This window comes from Guyparkeria sp., from assembly GCF_046540515.1.
Classification (GTDB): Bacteria; Pseudomonadota; Gammaproteobacteria; order Halothiobacillales; family Halothiobacillaceae; genus Guyparkeria.
In genome coordinates this window covers 1-23,546 of sequence record NZ_JBKHFB010000004.1, presented here as the reverse complement: position 1 = coordinate 23,546, position 23,546 = coordinate 1, and the positions used below count along the sequence as shown (strand labels likewise).

Annotated in this window: 23 protein-coding genes; 14 read left to right on the top strand and 9 right to left on the bottom strand. The window is 66.5% G+C overall.

Annotation, left to right across the window (positions count from 1 at the left end; genetic code table 11):
• Positions 1-9: 9 nt before the first annotated feature.
• From ACLFRM_RS00935 to ACLFRM_RS00920, 4 genes are all read right to left on the bottom strand, one after another.
• A complete protein-coding gene (locus ACLFRM_RS00935; RefSeq protein WP_410753716.1) occupies positions 10-351 on the bottom strand; it encodes a septum formation initiator family protein in 342 nt (113 codons plus the stop codon).
• A 103-nt stretch (positions 352-454) separates the two neighbouring features.
• On the bottom strand, positions 455-1,732 hold the full coding sequence (gene eno / locus ACLFRM_RS00930; protein ID WP_410753715.1) for a phosphopyruvate hydratase: 1,278 nt from the start codon (positions 1,730-1,732) through the stop codon (positions 455-457).
• A gap of 110 nt (positions 1,733-1,842) precedes the next feature.
• Positions 1,843-2,691, bottom strand: a complete 849-nt coding sequence (gene kdsA, locus ACLFRM_RS00925) for a 3-deoxy-8-phosphooctulonate synthase (protein WP_410753748.1) — start codon at positions 2,689-2,691, stop codon at positions 1,843-1,845.
• A gap of 2 nt (positions 2,692-2,693) precedes the next feature.
• A complete protein-coding gene (locus tag ACLFRM_RS00920) occupies positions 2,694-4,343 on the bottom strand; it encodes a CTP synthase (RefSeq protein ID WP_410753714.1) in 1,650 nt (549 codons plus the stop codon).
• 253 nt (positions 4,344-4,596) lie between these two features.
• On the opposite strand from ACLFRM_RS00920, the gene ACLFRM_RS00915 reads away from it, so the two are divergent.
• The 9 genes from ACLFRM_RS00915 to ACLFRM_RS00875 all read left to right on the top strand — a co-directional run bounded on the left by ACLFRM_RS00915 (position 4,597) and on the right by ACLFRM_RS00875 (position 13,969).
• Entirely contained in the window at positions 4,597-5,061 is a 465-nt protein-coding gene (locus ACLFRM_RS00915; RefSeq protein ID WP_410753713.1) for a MarR family winged helix-turn-helix transcriptional regulator, read from the top strand.
• 76 nt (positions 5,062-5,137) lie between these two features.
• Positions 5,138-5,698 carry a DUF2062 domain-containing protein gene (locus ACLFRM_RS00910; RefSeq protein ID WP_410753712.1) on the top strand — a complete coding sequence of 187 codons (561 nt, stop codon included), beginning with the start codon at positions 5,138-5,140 and terminating at the stop codon, positions 5,696-5,698.
• Between the two features lie 281 nt (positions 5,699-5,979).
• The gene (gene metH, locus ACLFRM_RS00905; protein WP_410753711.1) at positions 5,980-9,675 is read left to right on the top strand and encodes a methionine synthase; all 3,696 of its coding nucleotides are present in this window, start codon (positions 5,980-5,982) and stop codon (positions 9,673-9,675) included.
• A gap of 270 nt (positions 9,676-9,945) precedes the next feature.
• Positions 9,946-10,725 carry a cell division protein ZapD gene (gene zapD, locus ACLFRM_RS00900; RefSeq protein ID WP_410753710.1) on the top strand — a complete coding sequence of 260 codons (780 nt, stop codon included), beginning with the start codon at positions 9,946-9,948 and terminating at the stop codon, positions 10,723-10,725.
• 102 nt (positions 10,726-10,827) lie between these two features.
• Entirely contained in the window at positions 10,828-11,616 is a 789-nt protein-coding gene (gene minC, locus ACLFRM_RS00895; protein WP_410753709.1) for a septum site-determining protein MinC, read from the top strand.
• A 138-nt stretch (positions 11,617-11,754) separates the two neighbouring features.
• Positions 11,755-12,570: a septum site-determining protein MinD gene (gene minD, locus ACLFRM_RS00890; protein WP_410753708.1), complete on the top strand. Its 816-nt coding sequence runs from the start codon at positions 11,755-11,757 to the stop codon at positions 12,568-12,570.
• 3 nt (positions 12,571-12,573) lie between these two features.
• Entirely contained in the window at positions 12,574-12,858 is a 285-nt protein-coding gene (minE, locus tag ACLFRM_RS00885; RefSeq protein WP_410753706.1) for a cell division topological specificity factor MinE, read from the top strand.
• 166 nt (positions 12,859-13,024) lie between these two features.
• Complete coding sequence (locus tag ACLFRM_RS00880) at positions 13,025-13,540, top strand: YeeE/YedE thiosulfate transporter family protein (RefSeq protein WP_410753704.1); 516 nt, start codon at positions 13,025-13,027, stop codon at positions 13,538-13,540.
• Positions 13,541-13,543: 3 nt separating this feature from the next.
• A complete protein-coding gene (locus ACLFRM_RS00875) occupies positions 13,544-13,969 on the top strand; it encodes a DUF6691 family protein (protein WP_410753703.1) in 426 nt (141 codons plus the stop codon).
• A gap of 15 nt (positions 13,970-13,984) precedes the next feature.
• Here ACLFRM_RS00875 and ACLFRM_RS00870 read toward each other — a convergent pair whose 3' ends face one another.
• A complete protein-coding gene (locus ACLFRM_RS00870; protein WP_410753702.1) occupies positions 13,985-14,650 on the bottom strand; it encodes a glutathione S-transferase family protein in 666 nt (221 codons plus the stop codon).
• A 98-nt stretch (positions 14,651-14,748) separates the two neighbouring features.
• On the opposite strand from ACLFRM_RS00870, the gene ACLFRM_RS00865 reads away from it, so the two are divergent.
• The 4 genes from ACLFRM_RS00865 to ACLFRM_RS00850 all read left to right on the top strand — a co-directional run bounded on the left by ACLFRM_RS00865 (position 14,749) and on the right by ACLFRM_RS00850 (position 17,617).
• On the top strand, positions 14,749-15,177 hold the full coding sequence (locus tag ACLFRM_RS00865; RefSeq protein WP_410753701.1) for an RNA-binding S4 domain-containing protein: 429 nt from the start codon (positions 14,749-14,751) through the stop codon (positions 15,175-15,177).
• Positions 15,178-15,250: 73 nt separating this feature from the next.
• The gene (locus tag ACLFRM_RS00860) at positions 15,251-15,484 is read left to right on the top strand and encodes a nitroreductase family protein (protein WP_410753700.1); all 234 of its coding nucleotides are present in this window, start codon (positions 15,251-15,253) and stop codon (positions 15,482-15,484) included.
• Positions 15,485-15,678: 194 nt separating this feature from the next.
• Complete coding sequence (locus ACLFRM_RS00855; RefSeq protein ID WP_410753699.1) at positions 15,679-15,891, top strand: hypothetical protein; 213 nt, start codon at positions 15,679-15,681, stop codon at positions 15,889-15,891.
• 508 nt (positions 15,892-16,399) lie between these two features.
• Positions 16,400-17,617: an APC family permease gene (locus ACLFRM_RS00850; protein WP_410753698.1), complete on the top strand. Its 1,218-nt coding sequence runs from the start codon at positions 16,400-16,402 to the stop codon at positions 17,615-17,617.
• 167 nt (positions 17,618-17,784) lie between these two features.
• On the opposite strand, the gene ACLFRM_RS00845 is transcribed toward ACLFRM_RS00850, so the two are convergent.
• The 4 genes from ACLFRM_RS00845 to ACLFRM_RS00830 form a co-directional block, all read right to left on the bottom strand.
• On the bottom strand, positions 17,785-18,411 hold the full coding sequence (locus ACLFRM_RS00845; RefSeq protein WP_410753697.1) for a phosphoribosyltransferase: 627 nt from the start codon (positions 18,409-18,411) through the stop codon (positions 17,785-17,787).
• A gap of 37 nt (positions 18,412-18,448) precedes the next feature.
• Positions 18,449-18,787 (bottom strand): zinc ribbon domain-containing protein YjdM, encoded by a 339-nt coding sequence (locus ACLFRM_RS00840; protein ID WP_410753696.1) that lies wholly within the window; start codon positions 18,785-18,787, stop codon positions 18,449-18,451.
• 71 nt (positions 18,788-18,858) lie between these two features.
• Complete coding sequence (locus ACLFRM_RS00835; RefSeq protein WP_410753695.1) at positions 18,859-20,310, bottom strand: HDOD domain-containing protein; 1,452 nt, start codon at positions 20,308-20,310, stop codon at positions 18,859-18,861.
• Between the two features lie 92 nt (positions 20,311-20,402).
• Positions 20,403-21,353 carry a LysR substrate-binding domain-containing protein gene (locus tag ACLFRM_RS00830; protein ID WP_410753694.1) on the bottom strand — a complete coding sequence of 317 codons (951 nt, stop codon included), beginning with the start codon at positions 21,351-21,353 and terminating at the stop codon, positions 20,403-20,405.
• Between the two features lie 451 nt (positions 21,354-21,804).
• Between ACLFRM_RS00830 and ACLFRM_RS00825 the strand changes: the two genes are divergently transcribed.
• Positions 21,805-23,472, top strand: a complete 1,668-nt coding sequence (locus ACLFRM_RS00825) for an NADH-quinone oxidoreductase subunit L (protein WP_410753693.1) — start codon at positions 21,805-21,807, stop codon at positions 23,470-23,472.
• Positions 23,473-23,546 lie beyond the last annotated feature (74 nt).

Sequence of the window (23,546 nt, the reverse complement as noted above, 5' to 3'; positions counted from 1 at the left end):
TTCATCGGTTCAATCGTCGATCGACGGAGCGGTCACCCGGGCCGGGTCGACCACGGGGGGCGTGATGGTGTCGGGCCGCACGCCTTCGACCACCTGGTAGAAGTCCTCGTCCTCCCGGACCAGGCCCAGCGTCAGACGAGCCTGCGCCTCGACGGCGTCGACCCCCTCCCGCAGGCTGTCGACCTCGGCGGCCAGTGTCTCGTTGCGTCGCTCGAGACGCGTCTGTTCGGCCTGGAGCACCTCCAGCCGTTCCTGCTTGGCCCGCACCTCGCCCACCGATGCCTCGCTGAACCAGACCCGCCACTGCAGCCCGGCCACCATCAACACCAGGATGACGGTCAGCAGCCGCATGGCTGTCTCGGCAAGAGCGCCATCACGACGACCGACGGGGTGTGATGGCGCCGCGTCAGCGATGGCGTGGGCGACATGGGTTCCCCGCGACCCGACCGCTGCCTTACTGGCCGAACGCCGTGCGGCCCGGGAAGCGGGCCTTGTCGCCCAGGCGCTCCTCGATGCGCAGCAGCTGGTTGTACTTGGCGATCCGATCCGAGCGCGACAGCGACCCGGTCTTGATCTGGCCGGCGTTGGTCGCCACGGCGAGATCGGCGATGGTGGTGTCCTCGGTCTCGCCCGAGCGGTGGGAGACGACGTTGGTGTAGCCGTTCTCCTGCGCAAGTCGCATGGCGGCCAGCGTCTCGGTGAGCGTGCCGATCTGGTTGACCTTCACCAGCATCGAGTTGGCGATCTTGCGCTCGATGCCCTCGCGCAGGATCTTCTCGTTGGTGACGAACAGGTCGTCGCCGACCAGCTGGCACTTGTCGCCGAGGCGCTCGGTGAGCAGCGCCCAGCCGTCCCAGTCGTCCTCGGCCATGCCGTCCTCGATCGAGAGGATCGGGTACTTCTCGACCCACTCGGCCAGCAGATCGACCATGCCGGCGGCATCCAGGGTGCGGTTCTCGCCGGTCAGGACGTACTTGCCGTCCTTGACGTACTCGGAGCTGGCCGCATCCAGGCCGAGGAACACGTCCTTGCCCGGGGTGTAGCCGGCCTTCTCGATCGCCTCCATGATCGCCTCGATCGCCGCCTCGTTGGACGGCAGGTCCGGTGCGAAACCACCCTCGTCGCCGACGGCGGTCGACAGGCCGCGCGCGGCCAGCACCTGCTTGAGGGCGTGGAACACCTCGACGCCGTAGCGCAAGGCCTCGGAGAAGCTCGGCGCCCCGGCCGGGATGATCATGAACTCCTGCATGTCGATGGAATTGTCGGCGTGCTCGCCGCCGTTGATGATGTTCATCATCGGCACCGGCAGGGTCACGGCCGCGTCACCACCGAGGTAGGAGAACAGCGGCTGACCGCGCTCGAGCGCACCGGCCTGCGCGGCGGCAAGCGACACGGCGAGAATGGCGTTCGCGCCCAGACGCGACTTGTTCTCGGTGCCGTCGAGCTCGATCATCTTGTTGTCGATGTCGGCCAGCGCGTGGACGTTCATGCCCTTGACGGCATCATTGATCTCGCCGTTGACGTTGGCGACCGCACGCGTCACGCCCTTGCCGAGGAATCGGCTCTTGTCGCCGTCGCGCAGCTCGATCGCCTCGCGCGCGCCGGTCGATGCCCCCGAGGGCACGATCGCCCGACCCACGATACCGCCGGCCAGATGGACCTCGGCCTCGACGGTGGGGTTGCCGCGTGAATCGATCACTTCGCGTGCGTGCACTCGCTCGATGGATGGCATGCAGTGTTCTCCTGATCTTGATGTTCGGTTGAGATGGGGTTGCGAACCGCGCCTGCCCGGCCCGGCTCAAAAATCGTTGCGCGGCCGCGTCGTTAACGGCCGCGGCAGGCTCAGTCCGTCAGACCCAGCCGGGCGTTCTCCGGAAAGCCCGAGGCCTTGACCGTGCGATCGAGCGTGGTCAGCGTCAGCAGCAGGTCGGCCATCTCGTCCAGCGGCCAGGCGTTCGGCCCGTCGGACAGCGCCTTGGCGGGATCCGGGTGGGTCTCCATGAACAGGCCCGACACCCCGGCCGCCACCGCCGCACGCGCCAGCACCGGCACGAACTCGCGCTGACCGCCGGAGGCCTTGCCCTGCCCGCCCGGCTGCTGGACCGAATGGGTGGCGTCGAAGACCACCGGTGCGCCGGTCTGGCGCATGATCGCCAGCCCGCGCATGTCCGAGACAAGCGTGTTGTAGCCGAAAGACACGCCGCGCTCGCAGACCATCACCTGATCGTTGCCGACCGCCCGGGCCTTCTCGACCACGTTGGCCATGTCCCAGGGCGCCAGGAACTGACCCTTCTTGATGTTCACCGGCTTGCCCTGGCGGGCGACGTTCTGGATGAAGTTGGTCTGGCGACAGAGAAACGCCGGGGTCTGCAGCACGTCGACCACCGAGGCGACCTCATCGAGCGGCGTGTCCTCGTGCACGTCGGTGAGCACCGGCAGGCCGAACTCGCGCTTGACGTCCTCGAGGATCGCCAGCCCCTTCTCCAGCCCGGGGCCACGGAAGCTCTCGGTGGACGAGCGATTCGCCTTGTCGAAGGAGCTCTTGTAGATCAGTCGGATACCGGCGGTTTCCGCCATTTCCTTCAAGCGGCCGGCGGTTTCCTGCGCGAGATCCGCGGATTCGATCACGCAGGGGCCGGCGATCAGGAACAGGGGCTGTTCCAGCCCGACCTCGAAATCCAGAAGCTTCATCGTCATGCGTCGTCCAGGGCCTCGGCCTTGCCCACCCGCTGGGCATGGGCCGCGTTGACAAAGGCGACGAACAGCGGATGGCCGTCGCGGGGCGTGGAGCGGAACTCCGGGTGGAACTGGCAGGCGAAGAAGAACGGGTGGTCCGGCAGCTCGACCGTCTCGACCAGTTCGTTCTCCGCCGACCAGCCGGCGAACACCAGCCCGGCGTCCGCCAGCGTCTGCTGGTAGCCGTTGTTGAACTCGTAGCGGTGGCGGTGACGCTCGCTGATCTCGTCTTGGCCGTAGATGCGGTGCGCCAGCGTACCCGGCTCGATCCGGCAGCGCTGTGCGCCAAGGCGCATGGTGCCGCCCATGTCGACATCCTCGCTGCGCTCGATCCGGTTACCCTGCTCGTCGCGCCATTCGGTGATCAGCGCGATGACCGGATTTTCCGCCTCGCGGTCGAACTCGGTCGAGTGCGCGCCCTCAAGACCGGCGACATGACGAGCGTACTCGATCACGGCCACCTGCATGCCCAGGCAGATACCCAGGTACGGCTTGCCGGACTCGCGCGCGTACTTCACCGCGGCGATCTTGCCCTCGACCCCGCGCGAGCCGAAACCGCCCGGCACCAGGATCGCATCCATGCCCTCGAGGCGGGCGATGCCGTCGCGCTCGAAGGACTCGGAATCGAAGTAATGGATGTTCACCCGGGTTCGGGTCTGGATGCCGGCGTGCAGCAGCGCCTCGTTGACGCTCTTGTAGGCGTCGACGAGATCCACGTACTTGCCCACCATCGCGATGTCGACGATGCGGTCGGGCTTGGTCTGCGCCTCGACCACACGATCCCACTCGCTGAGATCCGCCGGTCCGGCGGAGAGATGCAGCTTGCGCAGGACCGTCTCGTCCAGGTTCTGCGCATGCAGCAGCCGCGGGATGCGGTAGATCGTGTCGGCGTCGATCGAGGAGATGACTGCGTCGTGCTCGACGTTGGTGAACAGCGCGATCTTGCGTCGTTCCTCCTCGGGCAGCGGCACTTCGGCGCGGCAGACCAGCACGTCCGGCTGGATGCCGATCGAGCGCAACTCCTTGACCGAATGCTGGGTGGGCTTGGTCTTGACCTCGCCGGCGGCCTTGATGAACGGCACCAGGGTCAGGTGCATGAAGATGGCGCGATCGCGGCCCATCTCCACCCCGAGCTGACGGATTGCCTCGAGAAACGGCAGCGACTCGATATCACCGACCGTGCCACCGATCTCGATCAACGCGACATCGTAGCCCTTGGAACCCTCGACCACTCGACGCTTGATCTCGTCGGTGACGTGCGGAATGACCTGCACGGTGCCACCGAGATAGTCACCACGGCGCTCACGCCGAATGACCGTCTCGTAGACCCGACCGGTGGTGAAGTTGTTGCGGCGACCGACCGGGGAGCGCACGAAACGCTCGTAGTGACCCAGGTCGAGGTCCGTCTCCGCGCCGTCGTCGGTGACGAACACCTCGCCGTGCTGAAAGGGGCTCATCGTGCCGGGATCCACGTTGATGTAGGGATCCAGCTTCATCAACGTCACGCGCAGGCCGCGCGATTCGAGCAGCGCACCCAGCGAGGCAGCGGCGATTCCCTTGCCCAGTGACGAGACGACCCCACCGGTAACGAAGACGAACTTGGTCATTAACGAACCATTTCCAGACGAAGTAAAAGGCGGACCGACGGGCCCCGAGTCGAGGTCGGAATGGTACCGCAAACGCCATGAGGCGGCAATTGGCGTCGCCGCGTGGCCGCCGGTTTCGCCCCGGTCTGAATCCGTCCGTTCGAGCAGACGATCCGGAGGTTTTTTCTCGCCGAAACGGGCGCCGGGATGGCGAAACTGGCCGAGTAGTGCCACCATACGGCTGGTTGATTCCCATGACATCCGGCACCCGTCCATGACCCATTTCACCGACCCGGCCACCGACCCGGTCCAGCAACGCGAAGACGAGATCACCCGCCTGGTGTTCGATGTATCCAGGCTCTGGCGCGTGCAGGTCAACGAGACCCTGAGCGAATTCGACCTGACCGCCTCGGCCTGGGCCGTGCTGCGCATCCTGCGTGACGAGGGTGAGGGACGCACCCAGAAGGAACTGGCCGGCGAACTGGCCATCGAGGGCCCCACCCTGGTCAAGCTGCTCGACGGCCTGGAAAGGGGCGACTGGATCGAGCGCCGGATCTCGGAGACCGACCGCCGCGCCAAGACCATCTGGCTCCGCCCCGAGGCCCATGCACGTATCGAGGCGGCCGACAAGGCACTTGCCCGTTTTCGCCACCAGGTTCTCGGCGCGCTGACGGATGAGGAAAAGCGCGACTACATGACCTTGAGTCGCAAGGTGCGGGATCTGCTCAAGAGTCTGTGAGGCCGAGCCGGCAGCGCGGTGGCCGAATATCGCCGTCGCCACGACCATCGGCGAACCGACGTTCGACGAGGCCCCAATGCCACGCAAGTTCTTTCGTCGCCTGACACCCAGCCGAAACCGGATCGTCAACCAGCCGTTCCTGCGGCCCGTGGCGCAGTTTCTCGGCGATCCGAATCTCTGGCACCTCAATCGCCGATCGGTCTCCGGCGGCGTCGCCCTCGGGCTGTTTCTCGCCTTCATCCCGTTGCCCGGACAGATGTTGATCGCGGCAGTCGCCGCCATCGCCATGCGCGTCAACATCGCGCTGGCCGTCGCCCTGGTCTGGACCACCAACCCCCTGACCATCCCACCCCTGCTCTGGGTGGCCTACCAGGTGGGCGCCCTGCTGACCGGCGCCTCGCTCGACCCGCCTACCGGGGAACAGGGCGCGATGAGCATCAGCTACGCGATGAGCCAGCTGCCGGTGATATGGCTGCCGCTCGGCGTCGGACTGGTCACCCTGTCCTTCGTCAGCTCCCTGCTGGGTTTCAGCATCATCCGTCTGCTGTGGCGACTCAACATTGCCGCCCACAAGCGCCGACGCCAGGCGCAGCGCCGCCAGAGGCTGCGACAATCCCGCCCGGAGCAGCGACACTGACCGCGGCGCCACGCCCGCGCCGCCCTCAATGACGTTATACTGCGGGGTTTACAGGGAACCCCTGCCCGAATGCCATTCCGCTCCGCGCACCTCGAACCGGGCGGATGCAAGGCGGCCATCCACAAGCACGACTCGCGCCAAACGCCAGGCCGGCCACGCAGCCGATGCCCGGTTCAGGGGGCACCCCGGGGCCCGGCCGCCGCGCGGGGCTTCCCTCAAACCAATTCACCCGTCGCCCGGCACACATGGCCCGCGGGGCGACTCAGGATGCCGTTTCGCCCATGACTTCGATCGACCGCGACCACCCCGTTTTCGACCAGCTTCGTGACCTGATGCGCCAGCGCATTCTGGTGCTCGACGGCGCCATGGGCACCATGATCCAGAACGCGCAGCTCGAGGAGGCCGATTTCCGCGGCGAGCGTTTCGCCGACTGGCCGATCGATCTCAAGGGCAACAACGACCTGCTGGTGCTGACCCGTCCGGACGTGATCGAGGACATCCATCGCCAGTACCTCGATGCCGGCGCGGACATCATCGAGGCGAACACCTTCTCGGCCACACGCATCGCGATGGCCGACTACCGGATGGAGGAGCTCTCGCGGGAGATCAACGTCGTCGCCGCAGAGATCGCCCGCCGCGCCGCCGACGCCAAGACCGCCGAGACGCCCGACAGGCCGCGCTTCGTCGCCGGCATCCTCGGCCCCACCAACCGCACCGCCTCGATCTCCCCGGACGTCAACGACCCCGGTTACCGCAACACCAGCTTCGACGAACTGGTCGAGGCCTACCGAGAATCGGCCGAAGGTCTGCTAGAAGGCGGCGTCGACATCTTCCTGATCGAGACCATCTTCGACACGCTCAACGCCAAGGCGGCGGTGTTCGCGCTCGAGGAGCTGTTCGCCGACCGTGGCCAGCGCTGGCCGGTGATGATCTCCGGGACGATCACCGACGCCTCCGGGCGCACGCTTTCGGGGCAGACCACCGAGGCGTTCTACAACTCCCTGCGTCATGCCCGGCCGCTCTCGATCGGGCTGAACTGCGCGCTCGGCCCGGACCTGCTGCGCCAGTACGTCGCCGAACTCTCTCGAGTGAGCGAATACCCCGTCTCGGCCCACCCCAACGCCGGACTGCCCAACGAGCTGGGCGAATACGATCTCGAGGCCGACCCGATGGCCGCCTCGATCGGCGAATGGGCCGAGGCGGGCCTGATCAACATCATCGGTGGCTGCTGCGGCACCACCCCGGCACACACCGCCGAGATGGCCCGCCGGGTCGAGGGCGTCACGCCGCGCAAGCTCAAGACGCCGGAAGTCGCCTGCCGCCTGTCCGGGCTCGAGCCGTTCAACATCACCGCCGACTCGCTGTTCGTCAACGTCGGCGAGCGCACCAACGTCACCGGCTCGGCACGCTTTCGTCGCCTGATCAAGGAAGGCGATTTCGATGCCGCGCTCGACGTCGCCCGCCAGCAGGTGGACAACGGCGCGCAGATCATCGACGTCAACATGGACGAGGGCCTGATCGACGGCGTCGAGGCGATGCAGCGTTTCCTGAACCTCGTCGCCGCCGAGCCGGACATCTCGCGGGTGCCCATCATGATCGACTCCTCGAAGTTCGAGGTGATCGAGGCGGGCCTCAAGTGCGTCCAGGGCAAGGCGGTGGTCAACTCCATCTCGCTCAAGGAGGGCGAGGACGCCTTCCTCGAGCACGCGCGCACCGTCCAGCGTTACGGCGCCGCGGCCGTGGTGATGCTCTTCGACGAGAAGGGCCAGGCCGACAGCCTCGAACGCCGCCGCGAGATCGCCCAGCGGGCCTACGATCTGCTGACCGAGATCGGCTTCCCGCCCCAGGACATCATCTTCGATCCCAACATCTTCGCCATCGCCACGGGCATCGAGGAGCACAACAACTACGCGGTCGACTTCATCGAGGGCACGCGCTGGATCAAGGAAAACCTGCCGCACGCGCTGGTCTCCGGCGGGGTCTCCAACGTGTCGTTCTCGTTCCGCGGCAACGAGGCGGTGCGCGAGGCGATCCACAGTGTCTTCCTCTACCACGCCACCCGCGCGGGCATGGACATGGGCATCGTCAACGCCGGCCAGCTGACGGTGGTCGACGAGATCCCCGAGGAACTGCGCGAGGCCGTCGAGGACATCGTGCTCAACCGCCGCGATGATGCCACCGATCGCATGCTGGAGCTGGCGGACAAGTACCGGGATTCGGGCGGCGAGAAGTCCAGCGGGCCGGATCTCGCCTGGCGCGAGTGGCCGGTGGAAAAGCGGCTCGAGCACTCGCTGGTCAAGGGCATCGACGAGTACGTGATCGAGGACACCGAGGCCGCTCGCCAGAACGCCGAGCTGCCCCTGCACGTGATCGAGGGACCGCTGATGGACGGCATGAACGTCGTCGGCGACCTGTTCGGCGCCGGCAAGATGTTCCTGCCGCAGGTGGTCAAGTCCGCCCGGGTGATGAAGAAGGCCGTCGCCCACCTGCTGCCCTACATGGAGGCCGAGAGCTGCAACGCGCAGTCGGCGGGCAAGGTGGTCATGGCGACGGTCAAGGGCGACGTCCACGATATCGGCAAGAACATCGTCGGCGTGGTGCTCCAGTGCAACGGCTTCGAGATCGTCGATCTCGGCGTGATGGTGCCGGCGCAGAAGATCCTCGATACCGCCCGCGAGGAGAAGGCCGATCTTATCGGCCTGTCCGGGCTGATCACCCCGTCGCTCGAGGAGATGACCAACGTCGCCGCCGAGATGCAGCGCCAGGGCTTCGACATTCCGCTGATGATCGGCGGAGCCACCACCTCCAAGCTGCACACCGCGCTCAAGATAAACCCGGTCTACGACCAGCCGGTCATCCACGTGCTCGACGCCTCGCGCGCCGTGGGCGTGGCATCGAAGCTCCTGGGCAAGAACAAGCAGGCCTTCGTCGACGAGGTCGAGGCCGAGTACGCCAAGGTGGTCGCGCGCCGCCAGGCCAACCAGAAGGAGGCCAAGCGCGTCTCGATCCAGCAGGCACGCGACAACCGCCAGCGGGTCTCGTTCGACGACTACACCCCCGTTGCGCCAAGGCAGCCCGGCGTGCACGTCCTGGAGGACTATCCGCTCGGGGAACTGATCGAACGCATCGACTGGACACCCTTCTTCCAGAGCTGGCAACTGTTCGGCAAGTATCCCGCCATTCTCGAGGACGAGAAGGTCGGCACCGAGGCCAGGAAGCTGTTCGACGATGCCCAGAAGATGCTAGCGCGGATCATCGAGGAAAAGTGGCTCACCGCCAGCGCCGTCTACGGCTTCTGGCCGGCCGCCGCGATCGACGACGACATCCGCGTGTTCGTCGACGAGAAGCGCCAGGGCGTGCGCACGACCCTGCACCACATCCGCCAGCAGATGCCGCGCTCTGGTGACAAGCCCAACCAGTGCCTGGCCGACTTCATCGCGCCCACCGGGAGCAAGGTCAGGGACTGGATCGGCGGGTTCGCGGTCACCACCGGCCACGGTATCGAGCCGCACGTCAAGCGCTTCGAGGAGGCGAACGACGACTACCACGCGATCCTGCTGCAATCGCTGGCCGACCGGCTGGCCGAGGCCTTCGCCGAGCGATTGCACGAGCGGGTACGCAAGGAGTTCTGGGGCTACGCGCCCGACGAGCAGCTTTCCAACGACGAGCTGATCGCCGAAAAGTACCAGGGTATCCGGCCCGCACCCGGTTATCCCGCCTGCCCGGATCACACGGAAAAGGGCCTGCTCTGGGAACTCCTGGAGCCCGAACGCATCGGAATGGAATTGACCGACTCGTACGCCATGCATCCGGGCGCGTCCGTCTCCGGCTGGTACCTGGCGCACCCCGAGGCGCGTTACTTCGGTGTCGGGCGTATCGGTCCGGACCAGGTCGACGACTACGCCAAACGCAAGGGCTGGAGCCGCGCCGAGGCCGAGAAGTGGCTGGCGCCGATCCTGGGGTACGAGCCCGACTGACCGTCAGTTCGCCTGTCTCGTCCATGGGAGTTGAGTTATTCCGCGGGCGGGCAGAGAATGGCCAGAGAATAGCTTGGGAAACCCTGCACGAATGCCACATGGCTCTGCGTGGCTTGAGCCGGGTGGATGCAAGGTGATCGTTCGCCGCGGAGGAGTCATCGCTCTTTGCCATGGTTCCAGGGACGATGACGCGGCAGAAGCCCGGCTCATGCGTACAGAGTTTCCCAAACGCGAGACGGCCGACACACCCTTGACCCGGATCGGCATCCAATGGATCGGAACGCACCTCTGAAAATCTACGAGCAACCACTGAACGAACGGATCCGGGCCTGTCTGAGGCTCGACCATCTGTTCTCTCGCATCGATCATCACCTGGCGAGCAGCTCACGCGACGACACGCTTTGCACGGTGCTTCTGCTGCTCGAGGCCGCCGACGTACTCTCGCGCATCGACATCAAGCGTGAACTGATCAAGGAGCTCGAGCGCCAGCAGGCGCGCTTGATGAACGTGCCCGACACGCCCGGCGTCGACCGCGACAAGCTCAACGCCCTGCTCGATCAGCAGAACGGCCTGATCAAGGCCCTGCACGGGTATCACGCCCAGCCCGGGGCGCACCTGAAGAATCACGAACTGCTCAATGCCGTACGCCAGCGGGCCTCGATCCCCGGCGCACTGTGCGAATTCGACATACCCGGCCTGCATTACTGGCTCGGACTGCCGGAGGACGAACGTCGCCAGGACATCGACACCTGGCTCGAGCCGTTCGCCGACATTCGCCAGGCCAACGAACTGGTGATCAGCCTGATCCGCGACAGCGTCGACACCATGTCGGTGACCGCCGAGGAAGGCTTCCTGCAGCAGAGCATCGAGAGCGCGACGCCCTACCAGCTGCTGCGGGTGATGATCGACGACGAGATCGACGCCTACCCGGAAATCAGCGCCGGCAAGCACCGCTTCACCGTGCGCTTCATGACCCTGGGTCGCGAGAACGGCCATCCGCGCCAGATCCACGAGGATGTCGAATTCCGCCTCGCCCTGTGCCGCCTCTGACCAACGGCGCCCCGGACGACGCCCAGACGACGCCACGGTTGGCCGCCGGTGCCGGCGAACATTGCCTTACCCTTGAAATCAGGACGACAATCGAGTTCATCCATGACCGCAACCTCCCCCAGGGCCGCCAGGAGCAGCGCCCCCGCCCTCGACATCGACCAGCGTTCGCTGACGCTCACCCACGTCCACCTCTACGAGACGCACCTGCTCAAGCTCACCCGCAGCCTGAGCGAGCGCTTCGGCAACCCCGGCGTCGGTGACGAGCGCGACCCCTGCGTGATCGATCTGGCGGCCATTGCCGACAGCGGCAAGTGGATCGACTTCCCGGCCCTGGTCAGCCTGTTGCGCAACTACCGCCTCGAGCCGGTCGGGGTGGTCCACGGCAACGAGCAGCAGAAAACCCAGGCCCGCAGTGCCGACCTGCCGGTCTTCGACGACCAGGCCGCGTCCGCCCCCGAGACGACACCGACCGAAACGGCACCGGAATCCGTGGCTGCCCCCGAACCGACGCCCGAAACCACGCCGGAACCGGCGCTCCCGACTGCCCCGGCCGGCCCGGTCGCGCCGATGATCCTGCGTCACCCGGTGCGCTCGGGCACGGAACTGTACGCCCAGGGCCAGGACATGGTGGTGATGAACACCGTCGGCGCCGGCGCGCGCGTGGTCGCCGACGGCTCGATCTACGTCCATGGCGCACTCAAGGGCACCGCCGCGGCCGGTGCCGGCAACCAGGCGCAAGCACGCATCTTCTGCGAATCCTTCGAGCCGGAGATCATCGCGATCTGCGGTACGTTCCTCGATGGCGAGCAGCTTGCCCGGCACCCGGCCTGGGGCAAGCGCGTCGTGGTAGAACTGATCGACGGCCGACTGGTGGTCGAGGCGTTCGACTGACACCATACCGGCCAAACCCGAACGGACCGTTGGGAATGCGGTGGCTTTGTGGCACAGTCCGGGCCACCTGACCCCGCCCGAACGGGTCCGGCGGGATCGACAAACGACAACAACCTTTCGCGAACAGGGAGACAATCCGTGTCCAAAGTTCTGGTGGTAACTTCCGGCAAGGGCGGCGTTGGCAAGACGACGACCAGTGCCGCGATTTCGAGTGGCCTGGCCATGGCCGGCAAGAAGACCGTGGTGATCGACTTCGACGTCGGCCTGCGCAACCTCGACCTGATCATGGGCGTCGAGCGACGCGTGGTCTACGACATCGTCAACGTCATCCAGGGCGAGGCAGGCCTCAACCAGGCCCTGATCCGGCACAAGGAGGTCGACAATCTCTACGTCCTTCCCGCCTCGCAGACCAAGGACAAGGACGCCCTGACCGAGGAAGGCGTCGGCAAGGTCCTCGACGAGCTGCGCGAGGAAGGCTTCGAGTACATCGTCTGCGACTCGCCCGCCGGCATCGAACGTGGCGCACAGCTGGCGATGTACTACGCCGACGAGGCGATCGTGGTCTCCAACCCCGAGATCTCCTCGGTACGGGACTCCGACCGCATGCTGGGCATCCTCGCCTCCAAGTCACGCCGGGCGAAGGAAGGCGAGACGGCGATCAAGGAGCACCTGTTGATTACCCGCTACGCCCCCGATCGGGTCGGCACCGGCGAGATGCTCTCGGTCGAGGACATGCTCGAGATCCTGGCCGTACCGCTGCTGGGGGTGATCCCGGAATCCAATGCCGTGCTGCAGGCCTCCAACGCCGGCCGGCCGGTGATTCTCGACGAGAACACCGATGCCGGCCAGGCCTACCAGGACGCCGTCGCCCGCCTGCTGGGCGAGGAACGCCCGATGCGATTCATCGAGACCGAGAAGAAGGGCTTTCTCGGTCGCCTGTTCGGTCGGAGTTAAGTCATGGGATTGCTGGATATCTTTCGTAACCGTACACAGGAGCCCTCGGCCAAGATGGCCAAGGAGCGCCTGCAGATCCTGATCGCCCACGAGCGTGCCCAGGGCCAGCAGCGTGCGCCGCACTACCTGCCCGAGATGCAGAAGGAGATCCTCGAGGTGATCCGCAAGTACGTCCACGTCGAGGACGATGCGGTCAAGTTCGAAGTCGAGCACAACGAGCAGTTCGAGCTGTTCGAACTCAACATCACCCTGCCGGAGAAAGGCGAGCCCGGCGACCGGACCGACTGACGACTCAGACTCGAGCCGCCCGCCGGCGGCCCGTTACCGCTCATGCACCCTCGGCCCGTCCGAGGGTGTTTGTCGTTATGGGCCGGTAAAAAACATCTGTTGGCGCCGATACGCGAGGGTCGCTACCGTATCCGGATCCCCGCAACCCGAGTTGACCCCGTCGACAATGGAAATCGCAACATTCATCGAGGCGCTGTTCTCTCCGCTGTGGACGCCCGTTCTGGTGGGGGCGCTGATCGCCCTGCTCGCCTTCGCGCAACGCTGGCTGGCCGACCAGCCGCTGTCCTGCTCGACCGGATTCGCCACTCTCGCCTCCCTGCTTCGACCCGGCGCGAAGCGCGACAGCGAGGCCGACTGGCGGATCGTGTTCCTGCTGGGGATAGTGCTCGGCGGTCTGCTGGCCGCCCTGACCGACGGCACCCCGGGCTGGGAAGGCACGGCTGCTGAGTTCGGCGCGTTCTATGCTGCGCTGGTGCCGGACTCCGCGCTCGGCTCGGCGGCGTGGTGGCTGTTCGGCGGTCTGCTGATCGGTCTGGGGGCACGACTGGCCGGCGGCTGCACCTCGGGGCACACCATCGCCGGCGTCGCGATGGGTGCCCCGGCAAGCGTGGTCTCCTCGGCGGTATTCTTCGCCGTCGCCGTGGGCAGTGCCCAGCTGGCCGCCTGGCTGCTGGGGGTCTGAACAATGCTTTCCCGACGCAACCTGCTGTTTCTCGCCTTCGGCATCGGATTCGGCTTTCTCCTGAGCCGCGCCGGGGCGACCAGTCCGGCCATCATCAGTGATCTCCTGCTTTTCGAGGACCTGCGGCTGTTGTGGGTCATTGCCACCGCGGTCGCCCTGGGCGGGGCATTGACCTGGATTGCCGCCCGCCGGGGCTGGCGGGCGCGCAACACCGGCAAGCCGATCACGATTCGTCACAAGCCGTTCAAGCGCGGCCTGATCGTGGGCTCGGTGCTGTTCGGTCTGGGTTGGGCCGCCACCGGGGTCTGCCCGGGCACGGCGCTGGCGATGATCGGCGAGGGCAAGGGATTCGCCCTGTGGGTGGGGGCCGGCATCGTGCTGGGCGCCGGTGCCGGCAGCGCGATCAATCGCCGCCTCGAACGAGGCTAGGCGCAAGGCCGGTTTTCAGTCGGCCAGGTGCTGCTGCGCGTACCAGCCGTTCTGTTTCTTCAGCATCATCGGGAACAGTTCGTCGAAGCCCTCGGGCAACGAGTCGCGGATCACCGGCTCGTCGGCCAGTCGCTCGCCCCAGCGCATCACCGTCGGGACTCTGTTCCAGTCGAGCAGGGATTCCGGCAGCGCGAACAGTCGCTGGAAAAGCGGGGCGAACGACGTATCGACCAGCGAGAGCGTCTTGCCGGAGAAGAACGGAGTCGGCGGATTCTGGGCCAGGTGTCTTTCCAGGTGACCGAACAGCTTGGCCAGCTCGTCGCGCTTGGCGGTGCTGGCGGACTCCTCCGGGGCGGTGATCGCGCCGAACATCGCCATGATCGCTGCCGAGCCCAGCTCGATCCAAGCGCGCTGCTGGGCGCGCTCGAGGGTGTTGTCGGAGAGCATGCGCTCGCCGAAGGATTCATCGAGGAATTCGTTGATCACGGCCGACTCGAACAGTACCTCGTCATCGACCTTGAGCACCGGCACCTTGCCCAGCGGCGAGACCTCGTCGAACCACGCCGGCGGATCGTTGAGCTGGATGAAGGTGGTGTCGAACGGGACGCCCTTGTGCTTGAGGGTGATCACCGAGCGCTGGACAAAGGGACAGAGCTTGAAGCTGATCAGTTCGAGTTGCATGATGCCTCCACATAGAGAAAACCGCGGTCGACGCGCGAGCGTCGTCCTGATCCGACCCGCATCGTAGCCTACCGGCCGCCGCTATTGCCGCAGTTGCAGTGAAAAAATCCGCCAAGCACCAACAAACCGCTACCGCCTCGAACGCCCAGGACAGCCAACGACTCGATACCTGGCTGTGGGCCGCACGCTTCTTCAAGACCCGCCAGCTCGCCTCGGCGGCCATCGACGGCGGCAAGGTCGAGCTCAACGGCCAGACGGTGACCAAGCGCGGCAAGTCGGTGCGCCCCGGCGACCGGCTGACCATCGGCAAGGCCGGCATGCGGTTCGTGGTCGACGTCGAGGGGCTCAACCCCAAGCGGGGCCCGGCCAGCGAGGCCGAGAAGCTCTACCGCGAGACGCCCGAGAGCTTCGAGCAGCGCCGGCTCGTCGCCGAGCAGCGCCGCGCCGAACGCGAGCTCAACCCCCACCACAAGCCCGCCAAGCAGGCACGCGCCCTGCTCCGCGCCCTGCGCGGCAAGTCCTTCTGACCTTTCCTCTGCGCCACGGGCGATGACCGCCTAGACTCCGGGTCACGATGCACGTCAACCGGGTGGTAATCGCATGCAAGTCTCCGAGGCCATCGAGAGCCGGCTGATCGAACTGGCCATGAAGTCGCCCACGGCCTTCAACCTGCAGCACTGGCGCTTCGTCGTGGTCCGGAATCCCGAGCGGCGGCGGCAGATCCGCGAGGTGACCGGGGACCAGGTTACGAATGCCTCGGTACCGATGCCCCTGCGGACGCCGCGATGTCCGGAGGCACGATGCCGAACGCGTCTGGCGGGACCCACGAGATGATGACCGGCGCGATCGACGCCTGCTCCCGGGACCGCCCCGAGGTCGAACGCGACGAGGTCATGCGGGTCTGCGGATTCTGAACTTGTCGGCACCGGTTGCCTCCAAGGGCCGGCAACGACGATTGCCGCCCCTTCGATTTTCGACTCCGACATTCATTGGCCGGTAGTTTCCGGCACGAGCGAGGAGGACAGACGATGAAAGCACGCAATGCACTGATCGCACTGATGATGGCCACGAGCCTCACGATCGCCGGCTGCGGCGAGGACCAGGGTCCGGCCGAGGAAGCCGGCGAGGAGATCGACGAGACCATGGAAGAAACCGGTGACCAGGTCGAGGAAGAGACCGACGAGATGGGTGGCGAGGCCGAAGAGGCCGGCGACGAAATGGAAGAGGAAACCGACTACTGACCCGCGCAAGCGCCGTCACCTTCGAGCCCCGGCCTGCCGCCGGGGCTTTTTCGTGCCCGTGGCGAGGCAACCATGGCACCCGCCCTGTTCGGCGCCGGATCTGCGAACAAGCTGACGAATCGATCGGGACCCCACCCATGTGGCAAACGGGAACCCCATGACGATCGCGATTGCAACCATCATCTAGGCGCCCTGCATCCCGCTCTGGCTGCTGGTCATTCCCTTCTGCTCGGCCCGGCCAACCTGGGCGGCAAGGTCTTTCCTTCCTTCCGGACGTGTTCATCGAGGCCGGCCGGACCGCCTAAGGATTCTTTGAACGAATGCCGTGCCACTCTGGCCTGGCGGATCGTTCGTGATCAAGGCGAGGCGTCGCCGGCGTGCCCGTGGTGACCGGTGCGCCTCGGCGGTGAACATCTTCGGCGCTACACTCCACGGCATGGCACGTGATCCCGACGTACAGCAGGAACCCCGCACCGAACCTCAAGGTCTCCCGGCGCCGCGACAGGCCGTGCTCCAGCGTGAACTCGGACCGGTACTGCTGACGCTCTACGGGCTGGGCACCATCCTCGGGGCCGGCATCTATGTGGTGATCGGCGAGGTGGCCGGCGCAGCCGGCCTGCTCACGCCGTTTGCCTTCGTCCTCGCCGCGCTGGTCGCCTCGCTCACGGCGCTGTCGTTCAGCGAACTCACCGCCCGCATTCCAGAGGCGGGCGGGCCGATCGAATACGCCCGGCAGGCATTCGGTCGGCGGGGTCTGTGCATCGCCATCGGCTGGGGGCTGGTGGCCACGGGCATCGTCTCGGGGGCGACCATCCTCACCGGCTTCGAGCGGTATGCCTCGTTGTTCGTCGACCTGCCGCGTGCCGGGACCCTGGTCATCGTCACCCTGGCCCTCGGCGCCATCGCCATCGCGGGCATGCGCGAAAGCGCCTGGTTCATGGCCATCACCACCCTGCTGGGGATGGCCGGTCTGGGTTACGTGGTGTGGGTGGCCGCCCCGGTGATGGGCGATGCGCCGCTGCGGCTGGCCGAATCGCTGGGCGGGCTCGAGTTCGGCATGCTCACCGGGCTGTTCCTGGGGGCCTTTCTCGCCTTCTACTCGTTCATCGGCTTCGAGGACATGTCGAACCTCGCCGAGGAGGTCCATGACGTCAAGCGCAACATGCCACGCGCCATCGCCAGCGCCGTCGTGATCTCGCTTGTGGTCTACGCGCTGGTCGCCGTCGCCGCGACCAGCGTGCTTTCGCCGGACGATCTGGCCGGTGCCCGTGCCCCGCTGGTGGCCGTGGTCGAGGCGACGGGCCACCCGGGCGTGCCGCTGGGGCTGGTCAGCCTGTTCATCATCGTCAATGGCGCGCTGGGCCAGATGATCATGGCCACGCGCCTGCTGATGGACATGGGCCGCGATCGCGCCGGCGCCCCGCCACTGCTGGGGCGAGTCCACCCGCGGACCCACACCCCAGTGATCGCGACTCTCGCGGTGACTGGCGCCGTCCTGCTGCTGGCCCTGTTCCTGCCGCTGGCCACGCTGGCGAACCTGACCAGCGCGATCATGCTGGCCGTGTTCGTCACGGTGAATGCCTCGTTGATCGTGCTCAAGCGCCGCGGGCAACCCGAGGACGTGCCTGACGTGCCACGATGGATTCCCTGGGCCGGGCTGCTGTTGTCTGCCGGCGCGCTGGTCACCCAGGGCGTGCTCACGGCGACCGGTGGCCCCGCAGGCTGAACACGGGACCACTCCCCCTCACCCACCAGGTCTCGCCACCTGAAAGCCGTCCGCTTCTCGGGCTGCTCGATTGGACCTCTTTCTTGGCAGAGGCATGCATCTCTCACGTGTCGACACCGATCCCGATGCCGCCAGATGCCTGAGCCGAGCGACTAATTCCGCGCCAGTCAGTCCTGATCGAACCGGATGCCGCCAAAGAACAGCACGCGGCCGAGCTCGGCATCGTCGAGTTCCAGGCCATGATCGACATTGAGCCTGGACACGGCCTCCCCGCGCGTGGCCGGCGGCGGATCCATGTCGCGCAGGAACTGGCCGACGTCCTCGACCACCGCCCAGGGGTAGAGGATCCAGCGCCACTCGTCGATGGTATGGACCGCGAAGTCCGCCCGGCAGGTAGTGTTGGTCTTCTCGTGCAGCACCGCCGTCCGGATCTCGGCCGGCTCCAATCCCTCGAGGTAGGGACGGGCGGCCTCCAGCGTGTCGCCGCTGTCGTTGACGTCATCGACGACCAGCACCCGCTCGCCGCGAATCTCGCTGCCGAGCGGGCTGGTCACCTCCGCGCGCTGCTGCATCTGTGCCCCTGCCCCGTAGTGCTGCACCTTGATGCTCAGCAACCGGGAGACATCCAGGAAGTCGCAGACGAAGCGGGCCGGCATGAAACCACCCCGGGCGATCGCCACCACGGTGTCGGGCACGAACCCGGACGACCGGATCACGCGGCACAAACGGTCGCAGGCGGCGACCACCTCCCCGGTGGAGATCTTCTGCACCGGCAATGTCTCGCCTCGGGTCATCTCGCGTCTCCCTTCGTCCCGGATTCGACCACGTCGCTCATGCCTTCTTGACGAACTCGGACTTCAACTTCATCGGCCCGAATCCCTCGATCTTACAATCGATGTCGTGGTCGCCCTCGACGAGGCGGATGTTCTTGACCTTGGTGCCCACCTTCACGGTCCCGGAGCCACCCTTGAGCCGAAGATCCTTGATCACGGTCACGGTGTCACCGTCGGCCAGCGGGTTGCCGTTGGCATCGCGTGCCGCCGGCTCATCCGCGCTGTCCGACTCGGCCGCTCCCGACCACTCGTGCCCGCACTCCGCGCAGACGTACAGCGTGCCGTCGTGGTAGGTAAAGGTCGAGCCGCACTCGGGGCAAGGGGGCATGTCACTCATCGGTCGATCCTGTGTTGGTCAGACGAACGATGCATGGTAACCCGTCCGACACGACGGTATGACCGCCCCCGTCAACGGCTGGAGCGCGACTTTAGGGCCAGGGCGGCCTGGTTGCGCAGGGTGCGCAGACTGTTGAGGTTGCCTTCGCTGAAAGCCACGGCCGGGCCCTCGAGGTAGAACAAGCCGAACGGGGCGCGGTTGACGTGCAGCGGATAGACCATCGCCAGATCGCCTCGCCCCTTGAACTGCCAGTCAAGGATGTCGTCGCTGGCCATTCTCGGCCGGTGGATGGCGCGATCCTCCCCCGACTGGAAGATCTGCGCAACGCGGCTGGTCTCGGACAGGGTCACGGTCATGCGCGGCTTGAACTCGGCGAAGGACGTGCCCTGACCCAGGCGAGGCAGCAGCTTCCAGGCCTTGCGCTCGAGCATGTAGAGCACGGCCAGGTCGAGCTCCAGCCCCCCGTGCATGGCCTCGAGCATGCGCGTGAAGATCTGCCCGAGCGGTTCTTCCTCGGTCAGGGACTGGGTGGTCTGCTCGATACAGGCGATCAGACGCTCCGAGCGGGCCTCCGGGTCCGGACTACTGGAAACCGACTCGTCGGTCGGCATGGGCGTATCCTGGTCGGCCTCCATGCGCTGCAGGAACGCCGGGCGTTCGGCGGATGACAACAGCTCCTCGTATTCGAGCATATGGTCGCGCGCCTTGTCGCTCGCCTCCTCAAACACCGATGCTTCCACCTCGCAGCGTCGAGCCAGGTCGAGCGTGTCGCGGCGGATCGCCTCGACCGACTCGCCCCGGGCGATCACCTCGGCCGAATCGCGCGCCAGCTGGGCCAGGCGCAGGGCACGCGCCTCCGGAGTCAGGCGGGTGATCCTGCCCGAGGAACGCGCCGTGGTGAGGAAGCGCCGCGCGGACTCGGGCAGGCCCCACTGTCGACAGACGTCGCGGGCAAGCGCCACCGGCAGCACCCCGACCACCTTCTGGATGGCGGTGTCCTCGTCGAGCCCGTCCTCGCGGCGGGCGCGCTCGATCTCGGCCAGGTGCTCGGGGGCGTGACGGTAGACCAGCAGCGCGCCGAAGTCCTGGAACAGTGCGCAGAGGAACATCTCCTCGGTGGACAGCCCCCCCAGCTCGCGTGCCAGCCCCTGGGCGAGGAAGGCCTGGTAGACGGCCTGCATGAAGCGGCTCTGCAACAGGCGGCTGTGGCGCTTGCTCTCGATCTGCTCGAACAGCGACAGCGCCAGGGCGGCCAGGCGCACTTCTTCGAAGCCCAGCACCGTCACCGCGCGGGTGACCGTGTTGATCTGGCCGCCGAGGTGTCGGTAGTGGGCGGCATTCGCCAGGCGCAGGATGCGATGGGTCAGCGCCGGGTCGCGCAGGATCAGCGCGGAGAGATCGTTGGCCGAGGCCAGCTCGTCGTCGGTCAGCCGATAGGCCTCCTGAACCGTCCGCGCGAACGCCGGAAAGTCCGGATTACGCGCGATGCGCTTGAGCAGGGTTGATCGAAAACTCTCTTTCACGTCGGGGTCTGGGGCCTCGGGCGGGGTCCGGGTTTGAGCGGCGAGACTTTACCATGCGGCGTCCCTGCCGACGGGCGTCCTGTCGGCACGACTCAGCCGATCTTGAGGTAATCACCGCCGTGTTCCTTGAGAAAGGCAAGGAATTCGCGGGCGATCACCGACAGGGACTTGCCGCGCGGGTAGACGATGTTCCAGTAGCGCTGGAGCGGAAAGCCCTCCACGTCGAGCTTGACCAGCGGCCCCGCCTCGCTCTCGAGGTTCAGGGCATGCTCGGAGACCACCGAGACACCCAACTGGCCGACCACGGCGTGCTTGATCGACTCGTTGCCCTCCAGCACCAGCCGCTGCCGCAGCTTGAGTCCGTGCTGGGCGAAGTGCTCCTCGACCTTGTGGCGGATGCCCGACCCCGGCTCGCGCATGATGAACGGCTCCTCGGCGATCCGCTCGATGGGGATGTTGCGCTCGCGGGCCAGCGGGTGATCGCGGTGGGCGATCACCACCAGCGGGTTGGGCGCGAAGGGGATCAGTTCGAGATCGATCCCGCTGTCGGGCACGTGGCCGATGATGTAGAGGTCCGAGAGATTGTCCTCGATACGCTTGAGGAGCGTGTCGCGGTTGGAGACCTTCAGTTCCATCTCGATATCCGGGAACTGCTTGGCGAAATCCCCCATCGCCAGCGGCGCGAAGTACTTGGCGGTAGTGATCACCGACAGGCGCAGCCGGCCCTTCTTCAGTCCCTTCAAGTCGTTGAGCGACATCTCGAGGTTGGAAAGCGCGTCGATCACGTCACGACAGCCGCGGGCGACCAGGTTGCCGGCGTCGGTGAGAAAGATCTTGCGGCCGATCTGCTCGAACAGCGGCATGCCGACCGTTTCCGAGAGGCTTTTCACTTGCGCCGAGACGGTCGGCTGGGTCAGGAACAGCTCCTCGGCCGCCCGCGTGAAGCTGCCCAGGCGGGCGACCGCCTCGACGATCTCGATCTGCCGCAGGGTGGCGTGGCGCAGGAGATAGCGCGCCTCTGTTTGACGGGACTCGTCAGCCATCATGCCCCTCCTTCATCTGTGCGTCCTGCTGTATAGAAAGGATTCTATGCAACACCGGGCCAAAGATCGATTCGCAGGCCCTGTTCGATGCGTTACAGGACGGTTTCACCATGCGCGGGGCACGACCGATGCCGCGATTTGCATTGGGATTTCCAATCGTACCCATTTACCTGGATCTATCCATAGAGCATTTCCGTCCGAGCCATCGAACGACGTCTATGCTCCGAACAAAGCCCGGCATGACGGGCACGAGGGCCGGTCACCACGGCAAACCGGGCGATTCATTGGTGGAAATGCGGCACACAAATCCTCGCATAGACAAATACCAATGGTTTGCTTCGGGAATTCGTATTGGTGATTGCGTCGTCCCGTCACTACCGTTCGTCCTGCCGGCGGGACCGTCTGGATTCCTCCAGCCGACCCGATCCAACAGCCTGACCGGAGGGACACCATGAACACACTGACCAACTGGCCGCTTGCCGGCGCCCTGCTCGCCCTGATGCCGCTGCTCCTGCTGCTCGCGGCCATCCCCGCCACGGCCGCGGGCATCGAGGCCGCGCGCCGCTATCGCGTTCGCGTGCGCCGGGCGGCCATCGGCGCCCTCGGTCTGGCCATCGTGGCCACCCTCCTCTTCCTCGCCGGCGACCGGGCGCCGCTGACGCTTGCCGCCCTGCCCCTGCCCGGCGGCATCGGCGACTTGGCGCTGTCGATCCAGGTCGACCAGCTCACCATGGCGTTGGCCGTGCTGGTGGCCCTGGTCGTCACCCTGATCGCCCGCTACAGCGAGAAGTACCTCGACGGCGACCCGCAGCAGGCCCGCTTCTTCCGCCTGTTGGCGCTGACCGCCGGTTTCTTCCTGCTGGTCGTGATCGCGGCCAACCTCGCGCTGTTCACGCTGGCGATCATCCTGACCGGCTTCTCTCTGCACAAGCTGTTGCTGTTCTACCCGGACCGCCCGCGCGCGGTCATGGCCACGCACAAGAAATCCCTGTTCAGCCGCACGGCCGATGCCTGCCTGGTCGGTGCCACCATCCTGATCGGTCACCAGGTCGGCAGCCTGCAGTTCGACGCAATCGCCGAGTGGGCCCACGCCCAGGACGGCATGCCGCTCGGCATGCACGCCGCCGCCTTCCTGATCGTGCTCGCCGCGATCCTCAAGAGCGCCCAGTTCCCGTTCCACGGCTGGCTCTTGCAGGTCATGGAGGCGCCCACCCCGGTCTCGGCGCTGATGCACGCGGGCATCGTCTACAGCGGTGCGATCATCGTGCTGCGCACCAGCGAGTTCCTGGCGATTCAGGGCAGCGCGCTGTTCCTGCTCGCCATCATGGGCCTGGTCACGCTGGTGATCGCCTCGCTGGTGATGCTCACGCAGACGGCGGTGAAGTCCTCGCTGGCCTGGTCGACCACCGGCCAGCTCGGCTTCATGCTGCTCGAGCTGGGCCTGGGGCTGTTCGCGCTGGCCCTGCTGCACCTGGTCGGCCACTCGCTCTACAAGGCGCACGCCTTCCTCGCCGCCGGCAGCATCCCCGACCAGCTGCGCCAGCCCAAGCCGGCCGCGCGCCGCCGGGTAGGCTTCGGCACCTGGGCGGTGACGATCGTCGCGAGCCTCGCCCTGACCGCGGCACTGGCCGCCGTGCTGGGACTGTCGGTGAGCCACGAACCGGCGCTGATCGCCCTGGTCGCGATCGTCGCCCTGGCGGTGGCCCAGCTGGTGCTCAAGGCGATCGCCGTCGCCCCGGGTAGCGCCGGCATCATGCGTGCGACCGGGCTGGCCGCCATCATGGCCGCGGTCTACTTCGCCCTGCACGAGGTGTTCGTGACCCTGTTCGGGCCGACCGTCGCCGCGATCCCGGACACCCTGACGCCGGCCTACGGCCTGATGCTGGCGCTGACCACGATCAGCTTCCTGTTCCTCGCCTGGCTGCAGGGACCGGGGCGCGATCACTTCAACGGCTCAGGCCGCAAGGGGCTGTTCGTGCACCTGTACAACGGGCTCTACGTCGATCTGCTGGTCGAGCGCGCCGCACACCGGCTCTGGCCGCACAAGGTCGGTCAGCAGCGCACGCGCCACGAGCTCGGCAGCGAGCGGACCCGCCCGGCCGTGACCACGCCGCCCTGATCGCGCGGCCGTGATCCGTCACCGTCAACCGAACACGTCATCAATCCCTGGACCGGCCGGCCCTGAACCGGCCG